Origin of the sequence: Tabrizicola sp. M-4, assembly GCF_051132405.1 — a bacterium.
Lineage (GTDB): Bacteria > Pseudomonadota > Alphaproteobacteria > Rhodobacterales > Rhodobacteraceae > Paragemmobacter.
This window is the reverse complement of sequence record NZ_CP128606.1, coordinates 1,091,991-1,111,562: the sequence shown is the minus strand read 5'-3', so window position 1 is coordinate 1,111,562 and position 19,572 is coordinate 1,091,991. Positions and strand designations below refer to the sequence as shown.

Sequence of the window (19,572 nt, the reverse complement as noted above, 5' to 3'; positions counted from 1 at the left end):
CCGCATTGAAGCCGGGCGCAAAGTTTGATCAAATGCGCGACAAAACACGGTCCGCGCCGGACCCTCTCTTGGAGCCTCGCCATGCAGAACGCCGAAGTCGCCCGCCGCCGGGATGAAGCCATTTCCCGCGGCGTGGGCATGATGACCCAGATCTACGCCGACCGCGCCAAGAACGCGGAAATCTGGGATATCGAAGGCAACCGCTATATCGACTTCGCCGCCGGCATCGCTGTGGTGAACACCGGCCACTGCCACCCCAAGGTCATGGCCGCCGTGACGGAACAGATGTCGCGCTTCACCCATACCTGCCATCAGGTCCTGCCATACGAGAATTACATCCGCCTCGCCGAACGCCTGAACGCCGCCGTTCCGGGCGACTTCGCCAAGAAGACGATCTTCGTCACCACCGGGGCCGAGGCCTGCGAGAACGCCATCAAGATCGCCCGCATCGCCACGGGCCGGAACGCCGTCATCGCCTTCGGCGGCGGCTTCCACGGCCGCACCTTCATGGGCATGTCGCTGACCGGCAAGGTCGAACCCTACAAGAAAGGCTTCGGCGCCATGATGCCCGATGTCTTCCACGTCCCCTTCCCGATGGGCCCGCACGGCATCTCGACGGAAGACTCGATGAAGGGCATCGAAAAGCTCTTCAAGGCCGACCTCGACCCCGCCCGCGTCGCCGCCATCATCTTCGAACCCGTGCAGGGCGAAGGCGGCTTCTACGAGGCCCCGACCGACCTCGTCCGCGCCATCCGCGCGCTCTGCGACAAGCACGGCATCGTCATGATCGCGGATGAGGTGCAGACCGGCTTCGCCCGCACCGGCAACCTCTTCGCCATGCAGATGCACGGCGTCGCCGCGGACCTCACGACCATGGCCAAGGGCCTCGCGGGCGGCCTCCCCCTCGCCGCCGTCACCGGCAAGGCCGAACTGATGGACGCCGCCAACCCCGGCGGCCTCGGCGGCACCTATGCGGGCAACCCGCTGGGCATCGCCGCCTCCCACGCCGTCCTCGACGTGATCGAGGAAGAACAGCTCTGCGCCCGCGCCAATGAACTCGGTTCGCACCTGAAACAGCGGCTGGAGGCGATCCGCTCCACCACCCCCGAAATCATCGACATCCGCGGCCCCGGCTTCATGGTCGCCGTCGAATTCGCCAATCCTTCGAACAAGGAACCCGACGCAGGCTTCACCGGCCGCGTCCGGATGGAAGCGCTGAAGCGCGGCCTGATCCTGCTCACCTGCGGCGTCTATGGCAACGTGATCCGCTTCCTCGCGCCCATCACCATCCCGGATGCCCATTTCGCCGAGGCGATGGACATCCTCGAAGAGGCCGTCGCGGCAGCACGTCAGGGCTGACGTCGGAAGCGGAGGGGTTCACACCCCGTCAGCCATCGGTCTCGAACCGGTGGCGACTCGATAGCTGACCCCCGGTGGGATATTTGAGAACGGATAAAGACGGGCCGTTTCTTCTGGAACGGCCCTTTTTCATGCGCTAATCGCTCCTGCATGACAGGGGCAGGCGTACAGTCGGATCAGGGCATCGTCCTTCGGGGCGCCTCTCTCGTCATACATGGCAAGACCATCCTGTCGGACCTGACGCTCACGCTGATCGAACCCCGTATCGGCATCATCGGCCAGAACGGATCGGGCAAGACAAGCCTCCTGCGGCTGATGGCGGGCCTTGCCGCACCCACCTCCGGCAGCGTGATGGTGGACGGCATCGACCCCGCCCGAGACCGCAAGGGGATGCTCTCGCGCCTTGGCATCCTCTTCCAGAACCCCGACCGGCAGATCCTCTTCCCCACCGTGGCCGAGGAACTGGCCTTCGGTTTGCGCCAGCAGGGCCACAAGGATGCCGAGGCCCGCGCCCGCGCCGCCCTCGCCGCCGAAGGGCGGGCCGACTGGGCAGATCGGCCCACCTCCACCCTCTCCCAAGGCCAGCGCCAATGGCTCTGCCTGCAGGCGGTGCTCCTGATGGAACCCCGCACCATCCTTCTCGATGAACCCTTCGCCGCGCTGGACCTGCCCACCGCCACACGCCTGACCCGACGCCTGGCCACCCTTCCCCAGCGCCTGATCACCATCAGCCACGCCCCCGCCGCCGTCGCCTCCTGCGACCGGATCCTCTGGCTGGACCATGGCCGCATCCGCGCCGATGGCCCGCCCGCCGACGTCCTTCCCGCCTTCACCGCCGAAATGGCCCGTCTGGGAGAGGCCGATGCTGACCCTCACCTCCCCCGTTGAAACGCCCCTGCACCGCTGGCCCGCCGGACTGAAACTCGCCCTGCTCTGCGCCGCGACGATCCTCCTCTTCCGGCTGACGACACCCCTCCCCCTCGCGGCCCTCGCCATGGCCCTCGCCGCCCTGCATCTCGCCCTCGGGCGCGCCATCGCCACCACCGCCCTGCGCCAGTTGCGCCCGCTCTGGCCCTTCCTCGCGCTCCTCGCCCTCTGGCACGGCATCACGGGCGAGATTGCCCAAGGGGCCACCATCGCGCTCCGCCTGATCACGGCCATGGCCCTGGCCAACCTCGTCACCATGACGACGCGGCTCTCCGACATGCTCGCCACGCTTGACCGCCTGACCGCCCCGCTCGCCCGCGTGGGCCTGCCCACCCGCCGCCTCACGCTGGCGCTGGCCCTCGCCCTGCGCTTCATCCCCGTCCTGTCGGACCGCATCGACACGATCCGCGCCGCATGGTCCGCCCGCAGCCCGCGCCGCCCCGGCTGGCGCATCCTCATCCCCGCCGCACTCGCCGCGCTGGACGAGGCCGACCATGTCGCCGAATCCTTGCGCGCTCGCGGCGGGGCGGGCTAAACTCCGCCACCCGGAACAGGAGCCCATGATGGAACGCAGCCTCTCCCACATCGCCCTCTTCGCCGCCCTCATCGCGGTGCTGGGCTTCGTCCCGCAGATCATGCTCCCCTTCGGCGTGCCGATCACCGCGCAATCCCTTGGCATCATGCTTTGCGGCACGGTCCTCGGCGCAAGGCGCGGGGCGCTGGCAGTGCTGCTCTTCCTGCTGCTCGTGGCCATCGGCCTGCCGCTCCTGTCGGGCGGGCGCGGGGGCCTCGGCGTCTTCGCCTCGCCGACGGTGGGCTTCCTCCTTGGCTTTCCAGTCGCCGCCTTCGTCGCGGGCCTCATCACCGAGAAAGCCCCGCTCCCCGTCGGCTGGGCCGCAGGCATCGGCGCTTTCGCGGGTGGCGTGGTGACGCTCTATGCCTTCGGCATTCCCGGCCTCGCGCTGATGCTCGACAAGACCCTTCCGGAAGCCACCCTGATGATCACCGCCTTCCTTCCCGGCGACCTGATCAAGGTGGCACTTGCGGGCCTTGTCACCCACAGCCTCGCCCGGATGCGCCCGGGCGTCCTCTTGTCGCGCAACTGACCCAACCCAGAAGAATTTTCTGCGAAAATTCTTCGCCCCAAGACGCAAGCGGCCCCGCAAGCGGGGCCGCAAACCAAGATTTTTCGCAGAAAAAATCTTGCCCCCTACCGCACCTTCAGCGTCGCCAGACCCACCAGCGCCAATATCAGCGAGATGATCCAGAACCGGATCACGATCTGCGGCTCGGCCCAGCCCTTCTTCTCGAAATGATGGTGGATCGGCGCCATCAGGAAGACGCGTTTCCCCGTCCGCTTGAAATAGGCGACCTGGATGATCACGCTCATCGCCTCCACCACGAAGAGCCCGCCCACGATGGCCAGCACGATCTCGTGCTTGGTGCAGACGGCAATCGCCCCCAAAGCCCCGCCAAGCGCCAGCGACCCGGTATCCCCCATGAACACCGCCGCCGGAGGGGCGTTGTACCACAGGAAACCCATGCCCCCCCCGAACAGCGCCGCGCAGAAGATCAGCAGTTCCCCGGTGCCCGGCACGAAATGCACCCCAAGATACTCGGTGTAATTCGCATTCCCCACCACATAGGCGATCACCCCGAAGGTCCCCGCCGCGATCATCACCGGCATGATGGCCAGACCGTCCAGCCCGTCCGTCAGGTTCACCGCATTGGCGGCCCCCACGATCACCACCATTCCGAAGGGGATGAAGAACCACCACAGATTCAACAGCAGGTCCTTGAAGAACGGAAACGCCAACTGGTTCGTCAGCCCCGCCGGATGGAAACTGGACGCCGCATAGGACGCCAGCGCCGCGATCAGAAGCCCCGCCCCGAACCGCACCTTCCCCGGCACCCCGCGCGTGTTCTGCTTGGTCACCTTCGCATAGTCATCGGCGAACCCGATCAACCCGAAGGCCAGCGTCACCAGAAGCACGATCCAGACGTAAGGATTGTCCCACCGCGCCCAGAGCAGCGTCGACACCATCAAGGCCGACAGGATCAAAAGCCCCCCCATCGTCGGCGTCCCCGCCTTGGCGAAATGGCTCTGCGGGCCATCATCCCGGATGGGCTGCCCCTTCTTCTGCTTGCGCCGCAGGAAATCGATCAGGGGCCGCCCGAAGACGAAACCGAAGATCAGCGCCGTCAGGAAGGCACCGCCCGCCCGCACCGTCTGATAGCGGAAGAGGTTGAAGACGTCGCCACCGTCGGAAAAGGCACTCAGCCAATAGAACATTACACTGTCCCCTCGTTCTTGGGTGCCACCGCCTGCCCCAGTTTGCGCAGGCCGTCAACGACCAGACTGACCTTGGACCCCTTGGATCCCTTCACCAACACGATATCCCCCGCATCGACGATCGACCGCACCCGCGCCGCAAGCTCGGCCGCCGTCTCCACCCATTCGCCCCGCTGCGCCCGCGGCAGCACCTGCCACAGCGCCCGCATCCGCGGCCCCACGCAATGGATCACCGTCAGCGTCTCCAGCCCCGGATGCCGCGCGATGGCGGCATGCAGCGCGCCCTCCTGCGGCCCCAGCTCCAGCATGTCGCCCAGAACCGCGATCCGACGCCCCGCCGCCAGCCGCCCGATCCCGTTCTCCGGCACCGCAGCGATCAGCACATCCAGCGCCGCCGCCATGCTGGCCGGATTGGCGTTGAAGGCATCGTCGATCAGGTCGAACCCGGTTTCCTCCAGCGTATCCATCACGATCCGCTCCCGCGTGCCACGCCCCGCAGGCGGCGACCAGCGCCCGATGTCACAGGCCGCGATCGCCGGATCACAGCCCAGCGCCTCCGCCACCGCCAACGCGCCAAGGGCATTGGCCGCGAAATGCCGCCCCGGCGACAACACCTTGAACAGCAGGGGCTCTCCCCGCCGCGTCGCCCGCACCACCGTCGCCTCATCCGACAGGCCGACCGAAAGGATGCGCCACTCCGCCCCCTCCGCATGGCCGAACCCCACCACCGCCACGCCGCACTCCGCCGCCTTCGCCCGCAGGATGGGGGCCGTGTCGATATCGGCATTCAGCACCGCCACGCCGCCCTTCCGCAGCCCGTCAAGGATCGACGCCTTCTCCCGCGCGATCCCCTCGACACTGTCAAAGGCCTCCAGATGCGCAGGCGCCACCGTGGTCACCATCGCCACATCCAGATCCGCCATCCGCGCCAAGGGCGAAATCTCGCCGGGATGGTTCATCCCGATCTCGATCACCGCGAATTCCGTCTCTTCCGGCATCCGCGCCAGCGTCAGCGGCACGCCCCAATGGTTGTTGTAGCTCGCCTCGGCGGCATGCACCCGCCCCTGCCCGCCCAACACCGCGCGCAGCATCTCCTTGGTGGACGTCTTGCCCACCGATCCGGTGATCCCCACCACGCGCGCCTTCGTCCGCGCCCGCGCCGCCCGGCCAAGGTCCTCCAGCGCACGCAGCACATCCGGCACCACCAGCAGCGGCGCATCCTCCGCCACACCCTCCGGCACACGGGACACCAAGGCCGCAGCCGCGCCCTTCTCCAGCGCGGCCTTCACGAAATCATGCCCGTCGCGTACGTCCTTCAGCGCCACGAACAACTCCCCCGGCCGCAGCGTCCGCGTGTCGATCGACACGCCCGTCGCCGCCCAAGGCTTCGTCACCCGCCCGCCCGTCGCCCGCGCCGCATCCTCGGACCGCCACAGCACCATCATATCACCCCATCCAGCGCCGCGACCGCGATGCTCGCCTGTTCCACATCATCGAAGGGATAGACGTCCCCCTTGATGATCTGCCCCGTCTCATGCCCCTTGCCCGCGATCAGAAGCGCATCCCCCGGACCCAAGGCATCCACGCCCCGCAGAATGGCCTCCGCGCGGTCGCCCACCTCATTCGCCTCCGGACAGGCTTGCATTATTTCTGCACGAATGGCCCCCGGCTCCTCGCTGCGGGGGTTATCGTCTGTCACGAATAGAACATCCGCGAATTCCCGCGCCGCAGCCCCCATAAGGGGCCGCTTGGTCCTGTCCCGGTCCCCGCCTGCGCCAAAGACGATCACGATCCGTCCCATCACATGCGGCCGCAGCGCCCGCAGCGCCGTCGCAATCGCATCCGGCGTATGGGCGTAATCGACGAAGACTGCCGCCCCGTTCGCCCGCGTCGCCGCCAATTGCATCCGCCCCCGCACGCCCCCCAACCGCGACAGCACGCCCATCACCGCCGCAGGCTCCTCGCCCGCCGCGATGCAAAGCCCCGCAGCCAGCGCCACATTCTCCGCCTGAAACGCCCCGATCAGCGAGAGCTTCACCTGATGCGCCTGCACCCCCTGCCAGACAAGGCGCACCTCCTGCCCCGTGGCCTCCGCCCGTTGCGCGGCGATGCGCAGATCGCAGCCCTCGGCATGGCCCACCGTCAGCACCCGCTGCCCCCGCGCCCGCGCCACCTCGACCATCGCGGCGCCGTGGGGGTCGTTCACATTGACCACCGCCACGCCCTCATCCGGCAGCACGCGCCCGAACAACTCCGCCTTGGCGGCGAAATAGGCCTCCATCGTCCCGTGATAATCCAGATGATCCTGTGTGAAGTTCGTGAACCCCGCCGCCGCCAGCCGCACCCCATCCATCCGTCGCTGATCCAAGCCATGCGACGACGCCTCCATCGCCGCATGCGTCACGCCAGCCCCCGCCGCCTGCGCCAGCATGGAATGCAGCGTGATCGCATCCGGAGTGGTATGTGAGGAAGGCGCGGACCAAGCCCCCTCCACCCCCGTCGTCCCGATATTGATGGCCTCATGCCCCAACAGCGACCATATCTGACGGGTAAAGGTCGCCACCGACGTCTTCCCGTTCGTCCCCGTCACCGCCACCATCACCGCAGGCTGCGCCCCGAACCACAAGGCCGCCGCGCCCGACAAAGCCGCCCGCGCATCCTCGGCCACCACCAGCGCGGCGTCAGACCCCGCCAGCACATCCGCGGCAACCCGCGCCCCCTCGGCATCGGTCAGCACCGCCGCCGCGCCCATCCGCAACGCGGGCCCGATGAACTCCGCCCCATGCATCCGCGCGCCGGGCAGGGCCGCAAAAAGGAAGCCGGGCTTCACCGCCCGGCTGTCCACCGTCAGGCCCGTCAGATCGGGGTCAATCCCACCCCGCCCCGTCAGGCCGAGTTCCGAAAGCTTCCTTACCCCGGCCATTCCGCACCCTCGCCTCAGTTCGAGACGGCTGTTAGCTCATCCACCGGCGGGGGTTCAACCACCGGACGCAACCCCATCAGCGGCGCGACGCGACGGATGATCTCGCCCGCCACCGGCACCGCCGTCCAGCCCGCCGTGCGGCGCGGCTCGCTGCCCGATGTCTCCACCGGCTCGTCCAGCGTCACCACCAGCACGTAACGCGGGTCGTCGGCGGGGAAGAGGCTCGCGAAGGTGTTCACCACCTTGTCCTCGTCATAGCCGCCCTGCGCATTGGGCTTCTCCGCCGTCCCGGTCTTGCCCGCCACCTGATAGCCCGGCACATCGGCCAGCGTCGCCGTCCCGCTCTCCACCACCGACCGCAGCATCCTGACCGAGGCCAGCGCCGTCTCCTCGCTCATCACCCGCGGCCCGTTCTGCGGCACGCCCCCGTGCAGCAGCGTCGGCGTGACCTTCACCCCGCCATTGGCAATCGCCGCATAGGCCACCGCCAGATGCATCGGGCTGGCCGAAATCCCGTGGCCATAGGACGTCGTGATCGTCGTGATATCCGGCCATTTCCGCGGCACGATGGGCCGCGCCCCCGGCGCCTCCACCAGTTCCAGTTGCGTCGGCTCAAAGAACCCCAGCGACTGGAAGAACGCCGCCTGCCGCTCCGCCCCCACCATCAACGCGATATTCGCCGTCCCCACATTGGACGACTTGGCGATCACGTCATTGACCGAAAGCAGCGGCCCGTAATTCTTGTTCTGGAACTCCCGGATGGTAAACCGCCCCCATTTCCGCGGCGCATTCGCATCCACCATCGTCTCGGGCTCCAGCAGCCCAAGGTTCAAGGCATTGGCCACCGTGAAGATCTTGAAGGTGGAGCCAAGCTCGTAAACCCCCTGCACCGCCCGGTTGAACAGCGGGCTGTCGCCGGGGTCCCCCTTCACCAGCGGATTGGGCCGGTCATTCGGGTCGAAGGCCGGCAAGGACGCCAGCGACAGGATCTCCCCCGTCTTCACATCCATCAGGATCGCCGCCGCCCCCTTGGCGTTCAGCATCGTCTTGCCGGTGCCAAGGATCTCTTCCACCGCCGCCTGCAAGGTCAGGTCGATGGAAAGCTGCAACGGCGCCCCCGCCTGCGCCGGATCGCGCAGCCGCGCGTCCAACGCCTTCTCGATCCCCGCCGTCCCGATCACCTCGGCGCTCGACACGCCCTCCGCCCCGAAACTCGCCCCGCCCAGCACATGCGCGGCCAGCGTCCCGTTGGGATAAAGCCGCATCTCGCGCGGTCCGAACAAAAGCCCCGGATCGCCGATCTCATGCACCCGCTGCATCTGCTCCGGGCTCATCACCCGCCGGATCCACAGGAAGGTGCGCCCATCCGTCAACCGCCGCTCCAGAGCGATAGGGTCGATCTCGGGGAAGATCCGCGCCAATTCCCGCGCCACCCGCCCCGGATCCACCATGTCCCGCGGCTGCGCATAAAGCGCATAGGTCTGCATGTTCGTGGCCAGAATCCGCCCGTTCCGGTCGGTGATATCCGCCCGCGTGGCAAGGATCTGCGCCCCCGCCGCCGCCGAACGCGGCTCCGCAGGCTCGGTCGCGGCCAGCATGCCCATCCGGGTCCCGATGGTCAGGAAGGCCGCCAGAAACCCCATGCTCAGGAACAGCAGCCGCACCTCGGCACGGGCGCGGCTCTTGTCGCGGATCTCCTCATGGCGCAGCCGCAGGTTCTCCCGTTCGATCGTGTCGGGATTCTCGCCCTTCTGACGGGCCGAAAGGATGCGGGCAAGCGGGCGAAGCGGCGTGCGGATCATGGGAATTGTCCGTCGACAGGGCTGGGGGCAAGTTCATCGGTGATCTGGCCGGTCACATCCACCGGATCGGTGATGTCGGGGAAATCATCCATCGGCAGCAGGGTGGGCATCGGATAGGAAATCTGGGCCGCCGCCCCGAATTGCGTGGGCTCAAGCGGCAAGAGCCCCAGCCGGTCGAAATTCAGCGTCGCCAGTTCCCGCAGCCGCTCGGGCCGGTTCAGATAGGCCCATTCCGCCCGCTGCAACGTCAGCGCCTCGCGCAATCCGGCAATCTCGTCCTGCAGCCGGCCCATGTCGCGCAGCGCGGCCTGCGTGGCGTAATTCTCGCGATAGGCCCAGAAGCCAAGGCTGATCACGACCAGAAACGACAGGACGAAAAACACCGGGCGCATCAGCGGCGTCCTTTCTTCGGTTGAAACTCGGGCAGGCCCAGCGCGGCAGGCGCGACGCGCGCCGCAGGCGCCGCCGTCCGCCGCGCCACGCGCAGCTTGGCACTGCGGGCACGCGGATTGGCGCCAAGCTCCGCCTCATCCGGCCCCACGGCCTTCTTCGTGATCATCTCGAACCGCGCCGCACTGTCGGCCCGCGCGGGCGCATAGCGGTTGGCATTGGCCTCCGCCCCGCTCGCGATCTGGAAGAACCGCTTCACGATCCGGTCCTCAAGGCTGTGGAACGTCACCACGGCCAGCCGCCCGCCGGGCTTCAACGCCCGCTCCGCCGCCTGCAACCCCTCGGCCAATTCGTCGAATTCCGTGTTCACTGCGATCCGTATCGCCTGAAAACTCCGCGTCGCCGGATGGCTCTGCCCCGGCTTCGGACGCGGCAGGCATTTCGCCACGATCTCCGCCAGACGCAGCGTCGTGGTGATCGGCTCCACCGCCCGCGCCTCGACGATCGCCCGCGCGATCCGGCGCGAGGCACGCTCCTCGCCGTAATGGTAAAGGATATCCGCCAACACGCCTTCCGACGCCGAATTCACAAGATCCGCCGCACTTGCCCCCGCCTGACTCATCCGCATGTCCAAGGGCCCGTCCTTCTGGAAGGAAAACCCCCGCTCCGCCCGGTCAAGCTGCATCGACGAAACGCCCAGATCCAGCACGACGCCATCCAGCATGCCGCCCGCATGAAGATCGAGTTCCGAGAAATTCCCCGCCACCAGCCGCAGCCGGTCGCCATATTCCCCCGCCCATGCCGCTGCCATCTGCAACGCCAGCGGGTCCCGGTCCACCCCCGTCACCCGCGCGGCCCCAGCCTCCAAGAGCCCACGGGCATAGCCGCCCGCGCCGAATGTGCCATCCAGCCAGTCGCCCTCCACCGGGGCCACCGCCTGCAACAGCGGGCGCAACAGCACCGGGATATGGGGGATGCGACCGCTCTCCTGATCGCTGTCGGCCAAGGCTCACACCTCCGGCAGGTCGCCCAGCAGCGACAGGATGTCCATATCCTCCGGCAGCGCCGCCAGTTCCGCCTCGGCCGCCCGCAGGATATCGGCCTCATAGACATCGGCCTTCCAAAGCTGGAACGTGTCCAGCGAACCTGCCAGCACCGCCTCGCCGCCGTCCTGCGCCGACATGCCGATCTTCTCGCGCACCTTGGGCGGCAGCACGATCCGCCCGTCATCGTCGATCTCCACCGTCGCCGACAGGGTGATCATGTTCCGCTCCAAGAGCCGCCGCTCGGGCGATCCGATGGGCTTGCGGCGGATCAGCGCCTCAAGGCGCTGCGCGCCCGCAATGGTATAGCATTCCGCGAATTTCCGCCGCTCGTCGCCATAGACGATCACGATGCGCTTGCGGGGGCTGTCAGGGTCTCCGGCTTCCAGCACACGGCGAAAGGCTGCCGGGATCAAGACCCGCGCCTTACCGTCCACCTTCTGGGTGAACTCGCCTCTGAACGCCTCCGACATCGGCCTTCCGGCCTCCTCACACGCAGCTCTTGCCCTGCTCCGTCAGGCCCCTGCCCGGATCATCCGGGCCCTGAAACGGAAACGGCGGACCGAGCTGCTGCCACTGCTCGATCCGCCGCCTGTCCCATCGCTGGGCGTCCAGCTACGCGCGCCACCTGGGGGAGATGTCTGCTCGCTCGCGCGCCGGATCTCTGGTTTCGATGAAGGCGGGTGCCTGTATGAAGCCTGCTTTCGCCTGTTCGGGGTCTTGTGCCGCCCCTGCTTTCGTTTTGCCCGTCCTCATCGTCGTGAGTTCTGTATGCAGTGGGAAAACGTGGGATGCAACGGAAAATTTCGGGCAGAACCGGGCACATCTTGTTGGGCCATCCCGCCAAATACAGGATTTGGTAGGGTTATCCACAGGCCGCATCCCATAAATTGGCGCAATTTGCTCAAGCGAACACAAAATCTAGTGATGCGCCGTGAAGGCCAGCTTCTCCCAGATTTTCCCAACTTTTTTCGCCCGCTCCGGCATTCGCTGCGAGTGAACCCTGGACTATGGCAAGAATGTGGCAAAAAACACGGTAATCGGCCCTCCGATCCCGGATTTCCCACCTTTTCCCAGATCAGTGATTCGCCGCCTTGACCCGTCCCGCCCCGTCCCGGGCAGGCCCCCGCAAAGGCCACAGGAAACCCGTCCCGGACCCGATCCGGGACCTCCCCTCACACCCCAGACGCCGATGTCAGTTCCCGACCGGATGGCACAAGGGGTTGCCCTGCGCGTCAAAGGCCGCCACCACGCATTCCGACCCATCCGACAGGATCAGCACCGTGCCGATGGCAATCGCTGTCGCCCGCGCAGCGCCGCCGCGCGACTTGCGCTTCTCGATCACCTGCGGCGCGATCAGCACCGCCACATCCGGAACGGGGGGAAGATCGATGCTCATGCGCGGGCCTTTCTCCAGCCGGACAGGGCGCGGCCGCGCCCCATCCCAAGATGGGATGCGCCCCGCCCCGCGTCCAGACGCTGGCCCGAAATCGCCGGAGGTCCCGGATCAGGCCCGGGACAGGGTCGCCGCCTTGTGCACCCACGCACCCTTAACCAACAATCACACCGCCAACCTGCCGGATTTTGTATGTACAGTTTGCGGTACGGTTTGCGGCACAGGATCCGGTACAGCCATTTCCCGCCAACCCCCTGCGCCGCAACAAAAACTTACGCCATCCCCCCGGCAGTCAACCCCCGCGCCAACCGCGCATAGGCCTCCGCCTCCGGTGCATCCGTCGCGGCGATGGGCGTCCCCGCATCCCCCGCCATCCGCACCGAAAGCGCCAGCGGCAATTCCCCAAGGAAGGGCAAACCCAACTTTGCCGCCTCCGCCTTCACCCCGCCATGGCCAAAGATCTGCGTCTCATGCCCGCAATTCGGGCAGCAGAAGGTCGACATGTTCTCGATCAGGCCCAGCACCGGCACCTTCAGCTTGGCGAACATGTCCAAGGCCTTCCGCGCATCCAGCAGCGCCACATCCTGCGGCGTCGAAACCACCAGCGCCCCGGTCAACTGCGTCCGCTGCGCCAGCGACAGTTGGATATCCCCCGTCCCCGGCGGCAGGTCGATGATCAGCACATCCAGCTTTCCCCAAGCCACCTGCCCCAGAAGTTGCTGCAACGCCCCCATGATCATCGGCCCCCGCCAGATGACCGCCTCATCCTCCTTCAACATCAACCCGATCGACATCATGGTCACGCCATGTGCCTGCAAAGGCTCGATGATCTTGCCATCCGGACTCGCGGGCCGCTTCGAAACCCCCATCATCCGCGGCTGGCTTGGACCGTATATATCCGCATCCAGCAGCCCCACCCGCCGCCCCTGCCGCGCCAGCGCCGCGGCAAGGTTCGACGACACGGTGGATTTCCCGACGCCCCCCTTGCCCGACGCCACCGCGATGATCCGGTCCACGCCCGAAACCTTCTGCGGCCCGCCCTGCTGCGGCGTCGGATGCTGCCCGATCTTCAAGGACGGAGCCGCAGGCTTCGCCGCCGGGCCATGCGCCGTCAGCACCGCCTGCACCGTCTCCACCCCCGGCACCGCGCGCACCGCCGCCTCCGCCGCAGCCTGCACCGGGCCCAGCGCCCGCGCCGCCTCGGGGCTTTCCGCCTCGATGACAAAGCGCACGAGCCCGCCCTCCACCGTCAACGCGCGAATCAAGTCGCGCGACACCAGATCACCCCCACCGGGCAGCGCGACACCGGCCAACGCCCGCATGATTAACTCTCGCGAAACCGACATCCGTTCTTCTCCTGCACAAGGTTTCGGCAAACCTCATCATCTTTGTGGCACTCGGCAAGACCAAGTTGACCATTTGCTCAGGTTTTCATCGAAACCCATGAATTCAATGACATTTTCGTGACGTTCAGCCATGCGGTTGCTGCATGGCAGCATTGCAGACCCCGGCTATTGTGCAGTTGCAGCATATGCCCCATGTTTCCGGTAACAGCGCGACAGAACGTTGTGACGATACATGGTGTAACAAACTGAGGCTGATCGAAATGGCTTATGTGAACTCTTCCCGCGCCGCGTCCTTCTCGCTGGCTGACCGCTTCTCGGGCGTCCTCGCCCAGATCAAGGCGACCATGGCCCGCCGCGCCGTCTACAACCAGACCGTGCGTGAACTGCTGATCCTTTCCGACCGCGAACTCGCGGATCTGGGCATCAGCCGTCACGACATCCCCGCCGTCGCCCGCGAAGCGGCCTACGGCAAGTAAGTTTCTTGCTGAACCCCACCTCCTCCCGGGGTTCATAGCAAAAGCGGCGGTGCTTCTCCTCCTCCCTGGCACCGCCGCACTTTGATCCGGATGTCGCGCTCCTGCGTAGATATCCATGACAGATCCGAAGTCCCCCTCCTCCTCCCTGGGGACACGGAAAAGCGGCGGTTCCGCTCCTCCTCCCAGGAACCGCCGCACCCTCCTTCGGGGCCAGAAGGCCCCAACGATGTGCGACGGTCCCCTCCTCCTCCCTGGGACCATCGGACTTGCGGCGACCCCCTCCTCCTCCCTGGGGTCGCCGCCCAGATTTTCGGGGCCACACGGCCCCAACGGCGTGCGACAGGCCCTCCTCCTCCTCCCTGAGGGCCATCGGACCAGCGGCGGTTCCCACCTCCTCCCGGGAACCGCCGCGCCCGTAACCGCACGGCGCATTCGGCCCCGGCCTCTCCTCCTCCCTGGCCGGGACGATATGGCGACCGGCCCTTCCTCCTCCCTTGGGCCGGGACGCAAGATGACGGCGGCGCCCCTCCTCCCTCAGGCGCCGCCGTTTTTCATTTCCGCTTGCCGCCCAAGGCCTTGCATCGCACGCCCGCGCCGCCGATAGTCCGCCGGCCCCCATCCGCCGCGACAGGACCGATGCGCCTTTCCCTGATCTCCGCCGCCCTCGTCGCCGCCCTCGTGGGCTATGGCTCCACCATCGCCCTCGTCCTTGCCGCCGCCACCGCCCTCGGCGCGACACCGGCCCAGACGGCAAGCTGGGTTATGGGCGTCTGCTTCGCCAAGGCCCTCGGCAGCGCGCTCCTTTCCACATGGCACCGGGTGCCCGTGGTGCTGGCATGGTCCACCCCCGGCGCGGCGCTCATCGCCGCCTCCTCGGGCTATGGCATGGCCGAAGGCGTGGCGGCCTTCCTCCTCGCAGGCCTCCTCATCGCGGCGACGGGCCTGATCAAGCCGCTTGGAAGCCTCGTCGCAAAGATCCCCGACGGCATCGCAGCGGCCATGCTGGCGGGCGTCTTGCTGCCTTTCGTGCTGAAGGGCGCAGGGGCCTTGCAGGCCACGCCCGCCCTCGTCGCCCCCATGGTCGGCCTCTTCGCCCTCGTCCGGCTGAAGAACCCCGCGCTGGCCGTGCTTGCCGCCCTCGCCTCGGGCCTCGCCACCGCCTTCGCCACCGGGGCCGCCATCCTGCCCGACCTGCCGCCGATCCCGCCGACACCCACCCTGATCGCCCCGGAATTCCACTGGGCGGCCCTCATCGGCCTCGGCCTGCCGCTCTACCTCGTGACCATGGCCTCGCAGAACCTGCCCGGCTTCGCCACCATGCGCGCCGCGGGGTTTGAGCCGCCCGTCGCCCCCGCCCTGACGGTGACGGGCCTGATCTCCGCCTTCGCCGCCCTCTTCGGCGCGCATACGGTGAACATGGCCGCCATCACCGCCGCCATCTGCATGGGCGACGACGTCCATCCCGACCGCAGCCAGCGCTGGAAGGTGGGCCTCGCCTATGCCGGGATCTGGGTCCTCCTCGGCCTTACGGGCCCGGTCGTCATCGCCATCCTGAACGCCCTGCCCCCGTCCCTGATGACGGCGCTGGTGGCCCTTGCCCTGCTGGGGCCCCTGATGGGCGCGCTGACCGGGGCCTTCGCCCACCCGGACCAGCGCTTTCCCGCCACCATCACCCTTGCCGTCACAGGCGCGGGCGTGGCCTTCGCAGGCATCGGCGCGGCCTTCTGGGGCCTTCTGGCAGGCCTCGCGATCTGGGGCCTCGACCGCCTCACCCGCCGCTAAGGCCAATCCGCCAAAGCAAAAGGCCGCCCGAGGGCGGCCTTCCTGCTGATCCAACTGGAGCGGGCGATGAGATTCGAACTCACGACCCTAACCTTGGCAAGGTTATGCTCTACCCCTGAGCTACGCCCGCATCCTTTGGACGAAGGGTCATCTATAAAAGCCGCGCCGGGGGTTCAAGGGGGAAAGTGACAGGGGCAGGCAAAATCCTGCCCCCGCCCCGTCATTCCAATTCGATCAGCAGGTCCTTCGCGTCGATCTGGCTGCCCGCATGCACATGCACCGCCTTCACCACCGCCTCGCGGTCGGCATGCAGGCCCGTCTCCATCTTCATCGCCTCGATGGTCAAAAGCAGGTCACCCGCCCGCACCTTCTGCCCCACCGTCACCGCGATCGAGGCGATGGAACCCGGCATCGGCGCGCCGACATGGGCCGGGTTGCCCTCGGCCGCCTTTGGCCGCGCCGCCGTCTTGGCCTTCACGGCCCGGTTCGGCACGCGGATCACGCGGGGCTGGCCGTTCAACTCGAAGAAGACGCGCACCTCGCCATCCTCCGTCGTCTCGCCCACCGCCTGCAACCGCAGTTCAAGCTGCTTGCCGGGGTCGATCTCGGCGGTGATCTCCTCGCCGGGTTCCATGCCATAGAAGAAGGTCTTGGTCGGCAGCGTCCGCACCGGACCATAGAGCCGATGCCGCCCCATGTAATCGAGGAAGACCTTGGGATACATCAGATATCCATTCAGATCCTCGTCATCCACGGCCCGCCCGCCAAGCTCGGCCGACAGCTTCGCCCGGGTCTCTTCCAGATCGACGGGCGGCAGCGTCTTGCCGGGACGTTCGGTCAGCGGGGCCTCCCCCTTCAGAACCTTCTTCAAGATGCCCTGCGGCCAGCCGCCATGCGGCTGCCCCAGATTGCCCTTCAGCATGTCCACGACCGAGTCGGGGAAGGCCACATCGACATTCGGGTCCTCCACCTGCGCCCGCGTCAGGCCCTGCGCCACCATCATCAGCGCCATGTCGCCCACGACCTTCGACGAAGGCGTCACCTTCACGATATCGCCGAACATCTGGTTCGCATCGGCATAGGCCTGCGCCACCTCGGGCCAGCGCTCCTCCAGCCCAAGCGACCGCGCCTGAGCCTTGAGGTTGGTGAACTGCCCCCCCGGCATCTCATGCAGATAGACTTCGGATGCGGGCGCGGGAATGCCGGATTCGAAGGCCGCATATTGCGTCCGCACATGTTCCCAATAGTTCGAGATCTCGCGGATCGCCGCGATATCGAGACCCGTGTCCCGTTCCGTATGCCGCAGCGCCTCGACGATGGACCCAAGGCAGGGCTGCGAGGTGCCGCCCGAAAACGCATCCATCGCCGCATCCACCGCATCCACCCCGGCATCGCAGGCGGCCAGGATCGTCGCTGCCGCCGCGCCGCTGGTGTCATGGGTGTGGAAATGGACGGGCAGCCCGATCTCCTGCTTCAGCGTCTTGACCAGTATCCGCGCCGAGGCGGGCTTCAGCAGCCCCGCCATGTCCTTCAGCCCTAGGACATGCGCCCCCGCCGCCTTCAACTCCTTCGCGCGGTCCACATAGTATTTCAGGTCATACTTGGACCGCGCCGGGTCCAGCATGTCGCCGGTATAGCAGATCGTCCCCTCGCAGACCTTGTTCGCCTCGATCACGGCATCCATCGCGACCCGCATGTTCTCCACCCAGTTGAGCGAATCGAACACGCGGAACACGTCGACGCCGGTCTTTGCGGCCTGCAATACGAAGGAACGAACAACATTGTCGGGATAGTTGGTGTAACCCACCCCGTTCGACGCCCGCAGCAGCATCTGCGTCATCAGGTTGGGCATCGCCGCGCGCAGGTCGCGCAGACGCTGCCACGGACATTCCTGCAGGAAACGGTAGGCCACGTCGAAGGTCGCCCCGCCCCAGCATTCGACCGAGAAGAGCTGCGGCAGGTTCGCCGCATAGGCCGGCGCCACGCGCACCATGTCGATCGACCGCATCCGGGTCGCCAACAGCGACTGGTGCCCGTCCCGCATCGTTGTGTCGGTGATCAGCACCTTCTTCTGCGCCTTCATCCAGTCGGCCACCGCCTGCGGGCCCTTCTGTTCCAGCAGGTTCCGCGTCCCCGTCGCCGGGGTTTCCGTCAGCAGTTTCGGCGGCTTCGGCATCTTCGCCTCGGCCGGCGGCTTCGGCCGCCCCGCCGTCTCGGGATGCCCGTTCACCGTGATGTCCGCGATATAGGTCAGGATCTTCGTCGCCCGGTCCCGCCGCTTCTTGAAGGCGAAAAGCTCGGGCGTCGTGTCGATGAACTTGGTCGTGTAGGAATAATCAAGAAAGGTCGGATGCTTCAGCAGGTTGATGACGAATTCGATATTCGTCGCCACCCCCCGGATGCGGAATTCCCGCAGCGCCCGGTCCATCCGCGCGATGGCCTTCTCCGGCGTCTGGGCATGGGCGGTGACCTTCACCAGAAGCGAATCGTAATAGCGGGTGATCACCCCCCCCGCATAGGCCGTGCCCCCATCCAGCCGGATGCCGTTCCCCGTGGCGGAACGATAGGCCGTCAACCGCCCGTAATCGGGGATGAAATTGTTCAGCGGGTCTTCCGTCGTCACCCGGCATTGCAGCGCATGCCCGTTCAGCTTCACATCCGCCTGCGACGGAACCCCCGTCGCCTCGGCCAGCGACTTGCCCTCCTCGATCAGGATCTGGGCCTGCACGATATCGATGCCCGTCACCTCTTCGGTGACCGTATGCTCGACCTGCACGCGGGGGTTCACCTCGATGAAGTAGAACTTGCCCGTATCCATATCCATCAGGAATTCGACGGTGCCCGCGCATTCGTAATCCACATGCTGCGTGATGCGCTTGGCCATCTCGCAGACTTCCTCGCGCTGTTCCTGCGTAAGGTAAGGCGCAGGCGCGCGCTCGACGACCTTCTGGTTGCGCCGCTGCACGGTGCAGTCGCGCTCCCACAGGTGCCAGACATTGCCCTGCTTGTCGCCAAGGATCTGCACCTCCACATGGCGGGCGCGCAGGATCATCTTCTCCAGATAGCCCTCGCCATTGCCGAAGGCCGCTTCCGCCTCGCGCCGCCCCTCGCGCACCTTGGCCTCAAGCTCGTCCTCGGAATTGATCGGCCGCATCCCGCGCCCGCCCCCGCCCCACGACGCCTTCAGCATCAGCGGATACCCGATGGCGGCCGCATCCTTCTTGATCGCCGCCATGTCGTCGCCCAGCACTTCCGTCGCCGGAATCACCGGCACGCCCGCAGCGATGGCCACCCGCCGCGCACTCGCCTTGTCGCCCAGCGCGCGCATCGTCTCGGCCCGCGGGCCGATGAAGGTGATCCCCGCCTGATCGCAGGCCTCCACGAAATCGGGATTCTCCGAAAGCAGGCCATAGCCCGGATGGATCGCATCCGCGCCCGACATCTTCGCCACCCGGATGATCTCCGGGATCGAAAGATAGGCCCCCACCGGCGACAGCCCCTCCCCGATCCGATAGGCCTCGTCGGCCTTGAAACGGTGCAGAGAGAGCTTGTCCTCCTCGGCAAAGACGGCGACCGTCTTCTTGCCCATCTCATTGGCGGCGCGCATGACGCGAATGGCGATCTCGCCCCGGTTGGCGACGAGGATCTTGCGGAACTCTGGCATCGGTCTCTCCGGTATCGGCAGTGGGTGCCGAAGGTCAGGCGGGCTTTTCGGCGCTTGCGGCAGGCGCAAACAAGGGGTCACTCTAGGCCCGCTGCAATGCAGCGCAAGTGCGGCAACCGGCGTAATCTGCAAATTTTGCGAAATATGCAGGCGTCACTTTGCGGCTGCAAA

General features: G+C 66.9%; 16 protein-coding genes and 1 tRNA gene. 6 read left to right on the top strand and 11 right to left on the bottom strand.

Annotated elements, in window-relative coordinates; all coding sequences use genetic code 11:
* Nucleotides 1-81: 81 nt before the first annotated feature.
* The 4 genes from TabM4_RS05375 to TabM4_RS05360 all read left to right on the top strand — a co-directional run bounded on the left by TabM4_RS05375 (nucleotide 82) and on the right by TabM4_RS05360 (nucleotide 3,392).
* Complete coding sequence (locus tag TabM4_RS05375) at nucleotides 82-1,359, top strand: 4-aminobutyrate--2-oxoglutarate transaminase (protein WP_434619510.1); 1,278 nt, start codon at nucleotides 82-84, stop codon at nucleotides 1,357-1,359.
* A gap of 150 nt (nucleotides 1,360-1,509) precedes the next feature.
* On the top strand, nucleotides 1,510-2,247 hold the full coding sequence (locus TabM4_RS05370; RefSeq protein WP_434619507.1) for an energy-coupling factor ABC transporter ATP-binding protein: 738 nt from the start codon (nucleotides 1,510-1,512) through the stop codon (nucleotides 2,245-2,247).
* Nucleotides 2,222-2,821, top strand: coding sequence for a CbiQ family ECF transporter T component (locus tag TabM4_RS05365; protein ID WP_434619504.1), 600 nt, complete (start codon nucleotides 2,222-2,224; stop codon nucleotides 2,819-2,821). The genes TabM4_RS05370 and TabM4_RS05365 overlap by 26 nt, the downstream gene beginning before the upstream one ends.
* 28 nt (nucleotides 2,822-2,849) lie before the next feature.
* Nucleotides 2,850-3,392, top strand: a complete 543-nt coding sequence (locus TabM4_RS05360; protein WP_434621931.1) for a biotin transporter BioY — start codon at nucleotides 2,850-2,852, stop codon at nucleotides 3,390-3,392.
* Between the two features lie 104 nt (nucleotides 3,393-3,496).
* Here TabM4_RS05360 and mraY read toward each other — a convergent pair whose 3' ends face one another.
* From mraY to TabM4_RS05315, 9 genes are all read right to left on the bottom strand, one after another.
* Nucleotides 3,497-4,579, bottom strand: a complete 1,083-nt coding sequence (gene mraY / locus TabM4_RS05355) for a phospho-N-acetylmuramoyl-pentapeptide-transferase (protein WP_434619501.1) — start codon at nucleotides 4,577-4,579, stop codon at nucleotides 3,497-3,499.
* Nucleotides 4,579-6,024, bottom strand: a complete 1,446-nt coding sequence (locus tag TabM4_RS05350; protein ID WP_434619498.1) for a UDP-N-acetylmuramoyl-tripeptide--D-alanyl-D-alanine ligase — start codon at nucleotides 6,022-6,024, stop codon at nucleotides 4,579-4,581. The genes mraY and TabM4_RS05350 overlap by 1 nt, the downstream gene beginning before the upstream one ends.
* Complete coding sequence (locus TabM4_RS05345) at nucleotides 6,021-7,502, bottom strand: UDP-N-acetylmuramoyl-L-alanyl-D-glutamate--2,6-diaminopimelate ligase (RefSeq protein ID WP_434619495.1); 1,482 nt, start codon at nucleotides 7,500-7,502, stop codon at nucleotides 6,021-6,023. The genes TabM4_RS05350 and TabM4_RS05345 overlap by 4 nt, the downstream gene beginning before the upstream one ends.
* Nucleotides 7,503-7,516: 14 nt before the next feature.
* Nucleotides 7,517-9,304 (bottom strand): peptidoglycan D,D-transpeptidase FtsI family protein, encoded by a 1,788-nt coding sequence (locus TabM4_RS05340; protein ID WP_434619492.1) that lies wholly within the window; start codon nucleotides 9,302-9,304, stop codon nucleotides 7,517-7,519.
* Nucleotides 9,301-9,696, bottom strand: a complete 396-nt coding sequence (gene ftsL, locus TabM4_RS05335) for a cell division protein FtsL (protein WP_434619489.1) — start codon at nucleotides 9,694-9,696, stop codon at nucleotides 9,301-9,303. Before ftsL ends, TabM4_RS05340 begins: the two co-directional genes overlap by 4 nt.
* Nucleotides 9,696-10,700 (bottom strand): 16S rRNA (cytosine(1402)-N(4))-methyltransferase RsmH, encoded by a 1,005-nt coding sequence (rsmH, locus tag TabM4_RS05330; RefSeq protein ID WP_434619486.1) that lies wholly within the window; start codon nucleotides 10,698-10,700, stop codon nucleotides 9,696-9,698. The genes ftsL and rsmH overlap by 1 nt, the downstream gene beginning before the upstream one ends.
* A 3-nt stretch (nucleotides 10,701-10,703) precedes the next feature.
* Nucleotides 10,704-11,210, bottom strand: a complete 507-nt coding sequence (gene mraZ, locus TabM4_RS05325; protein WP_434619483.1) for a division/cell wall cluster transcriptional repressor MraZ — start codon at nucleotides 11,208-11,210, stop codon at nucleotides 10,704-10,706.
* A 722-nt stretch (nucleotides 11,211-11,932) separates the two neighbouring features.
* Nucleotides 11,933-12,136, bottom strand: a complete 204-nt coding sequence (locus tag TabM4_RS05320) for a hypothetical protein (RefSeq protein WP_434619480.1) — start codon at nucleotides 12,134-12,136, stop codon at nucleotides 11,933-11,935.
* A 269-nt stretch (nucleotides 12,137-12,405) separates the two neighbouring features.
* Nucleotides 12,406-13,479 (bottom strand): P-loop NTPase, encoded by a 1,074-nt coding sequence (locus TabM4_RS05315; protein ID WP_434619477.1) that lies wholly within the window; start codon nucleotides 13,477-13,479, stop codon nucleotides 12,406-12,408.
* Nucleotides 13,480-13,739: 260 nt separating this feature from the next.
* Here TabM4_RS05315 and TabM4_RS05310 point away from each other — a divergent pair, with 260 nt between their 5' ends.
* Both TabM4_RS05310 and TabM4_RS05305 read left to right on the top strand, forming a co-directional pair.
* Nucleotides 13,740-13,955: a DUF1127 domain-containing protein gene (locus TabM4_RS05310; protein WP_434619474.1), complete on the top strand. Its 216-nt coding sequence runs from the start codon at nucleotides 13,740-13,742 to the stop codon at nucleotides 13,953-13,955.
* A 636-nt stretch (nucleotides 13,956-14,591) separates the two neighbouring features.
* Nucleotides 14,592-15,737 (top strand): benzoate/H(+) symporter BenE family transporter, encoded by a 1,146-nt coding sequence (locus TabM4_RS05305; protein ID WP_434619471.1) that lies wholly within the window; start codon nucleotides 14,592-14,594, stop codon nucleotides 15,735-15,737.
* A 55-nt stretch (nucleotides 15,738-15,792) separates the two neighbouring features.
* Here TabM4_RS05305 and TabM4_RS05300 read toward each other — a convergent pair.
* Together TabM4_RS05300 and TabM4_RS05295 are read right to left on the bottom strand one after the other, a co-directional pair.
* A tRNA-Gly gene (locus TabM4_RS05300) sits at nucleotides 15,793-15,867 on the bottom strand.
* A gap of 90 nt (nucleotides 15,868-15,957) precedes the next feature.
* Nucleotides 15,958-19,401 carry a pyruvate carboxylase gene (locus tag TabM4_RS05295; RefSeq protein WP_434619467.1) on the bottom strand — a complete coding sequence of 1,148 codons (3,444 nt, stop codon included), beginning with the start codon at nucleotides 19,399-19,401 and terminating at the stop codon, nucleotides 15,958-15,960.
* Nucleotides 19,402-19,572 lie beyond the last annotated feature (171 nt).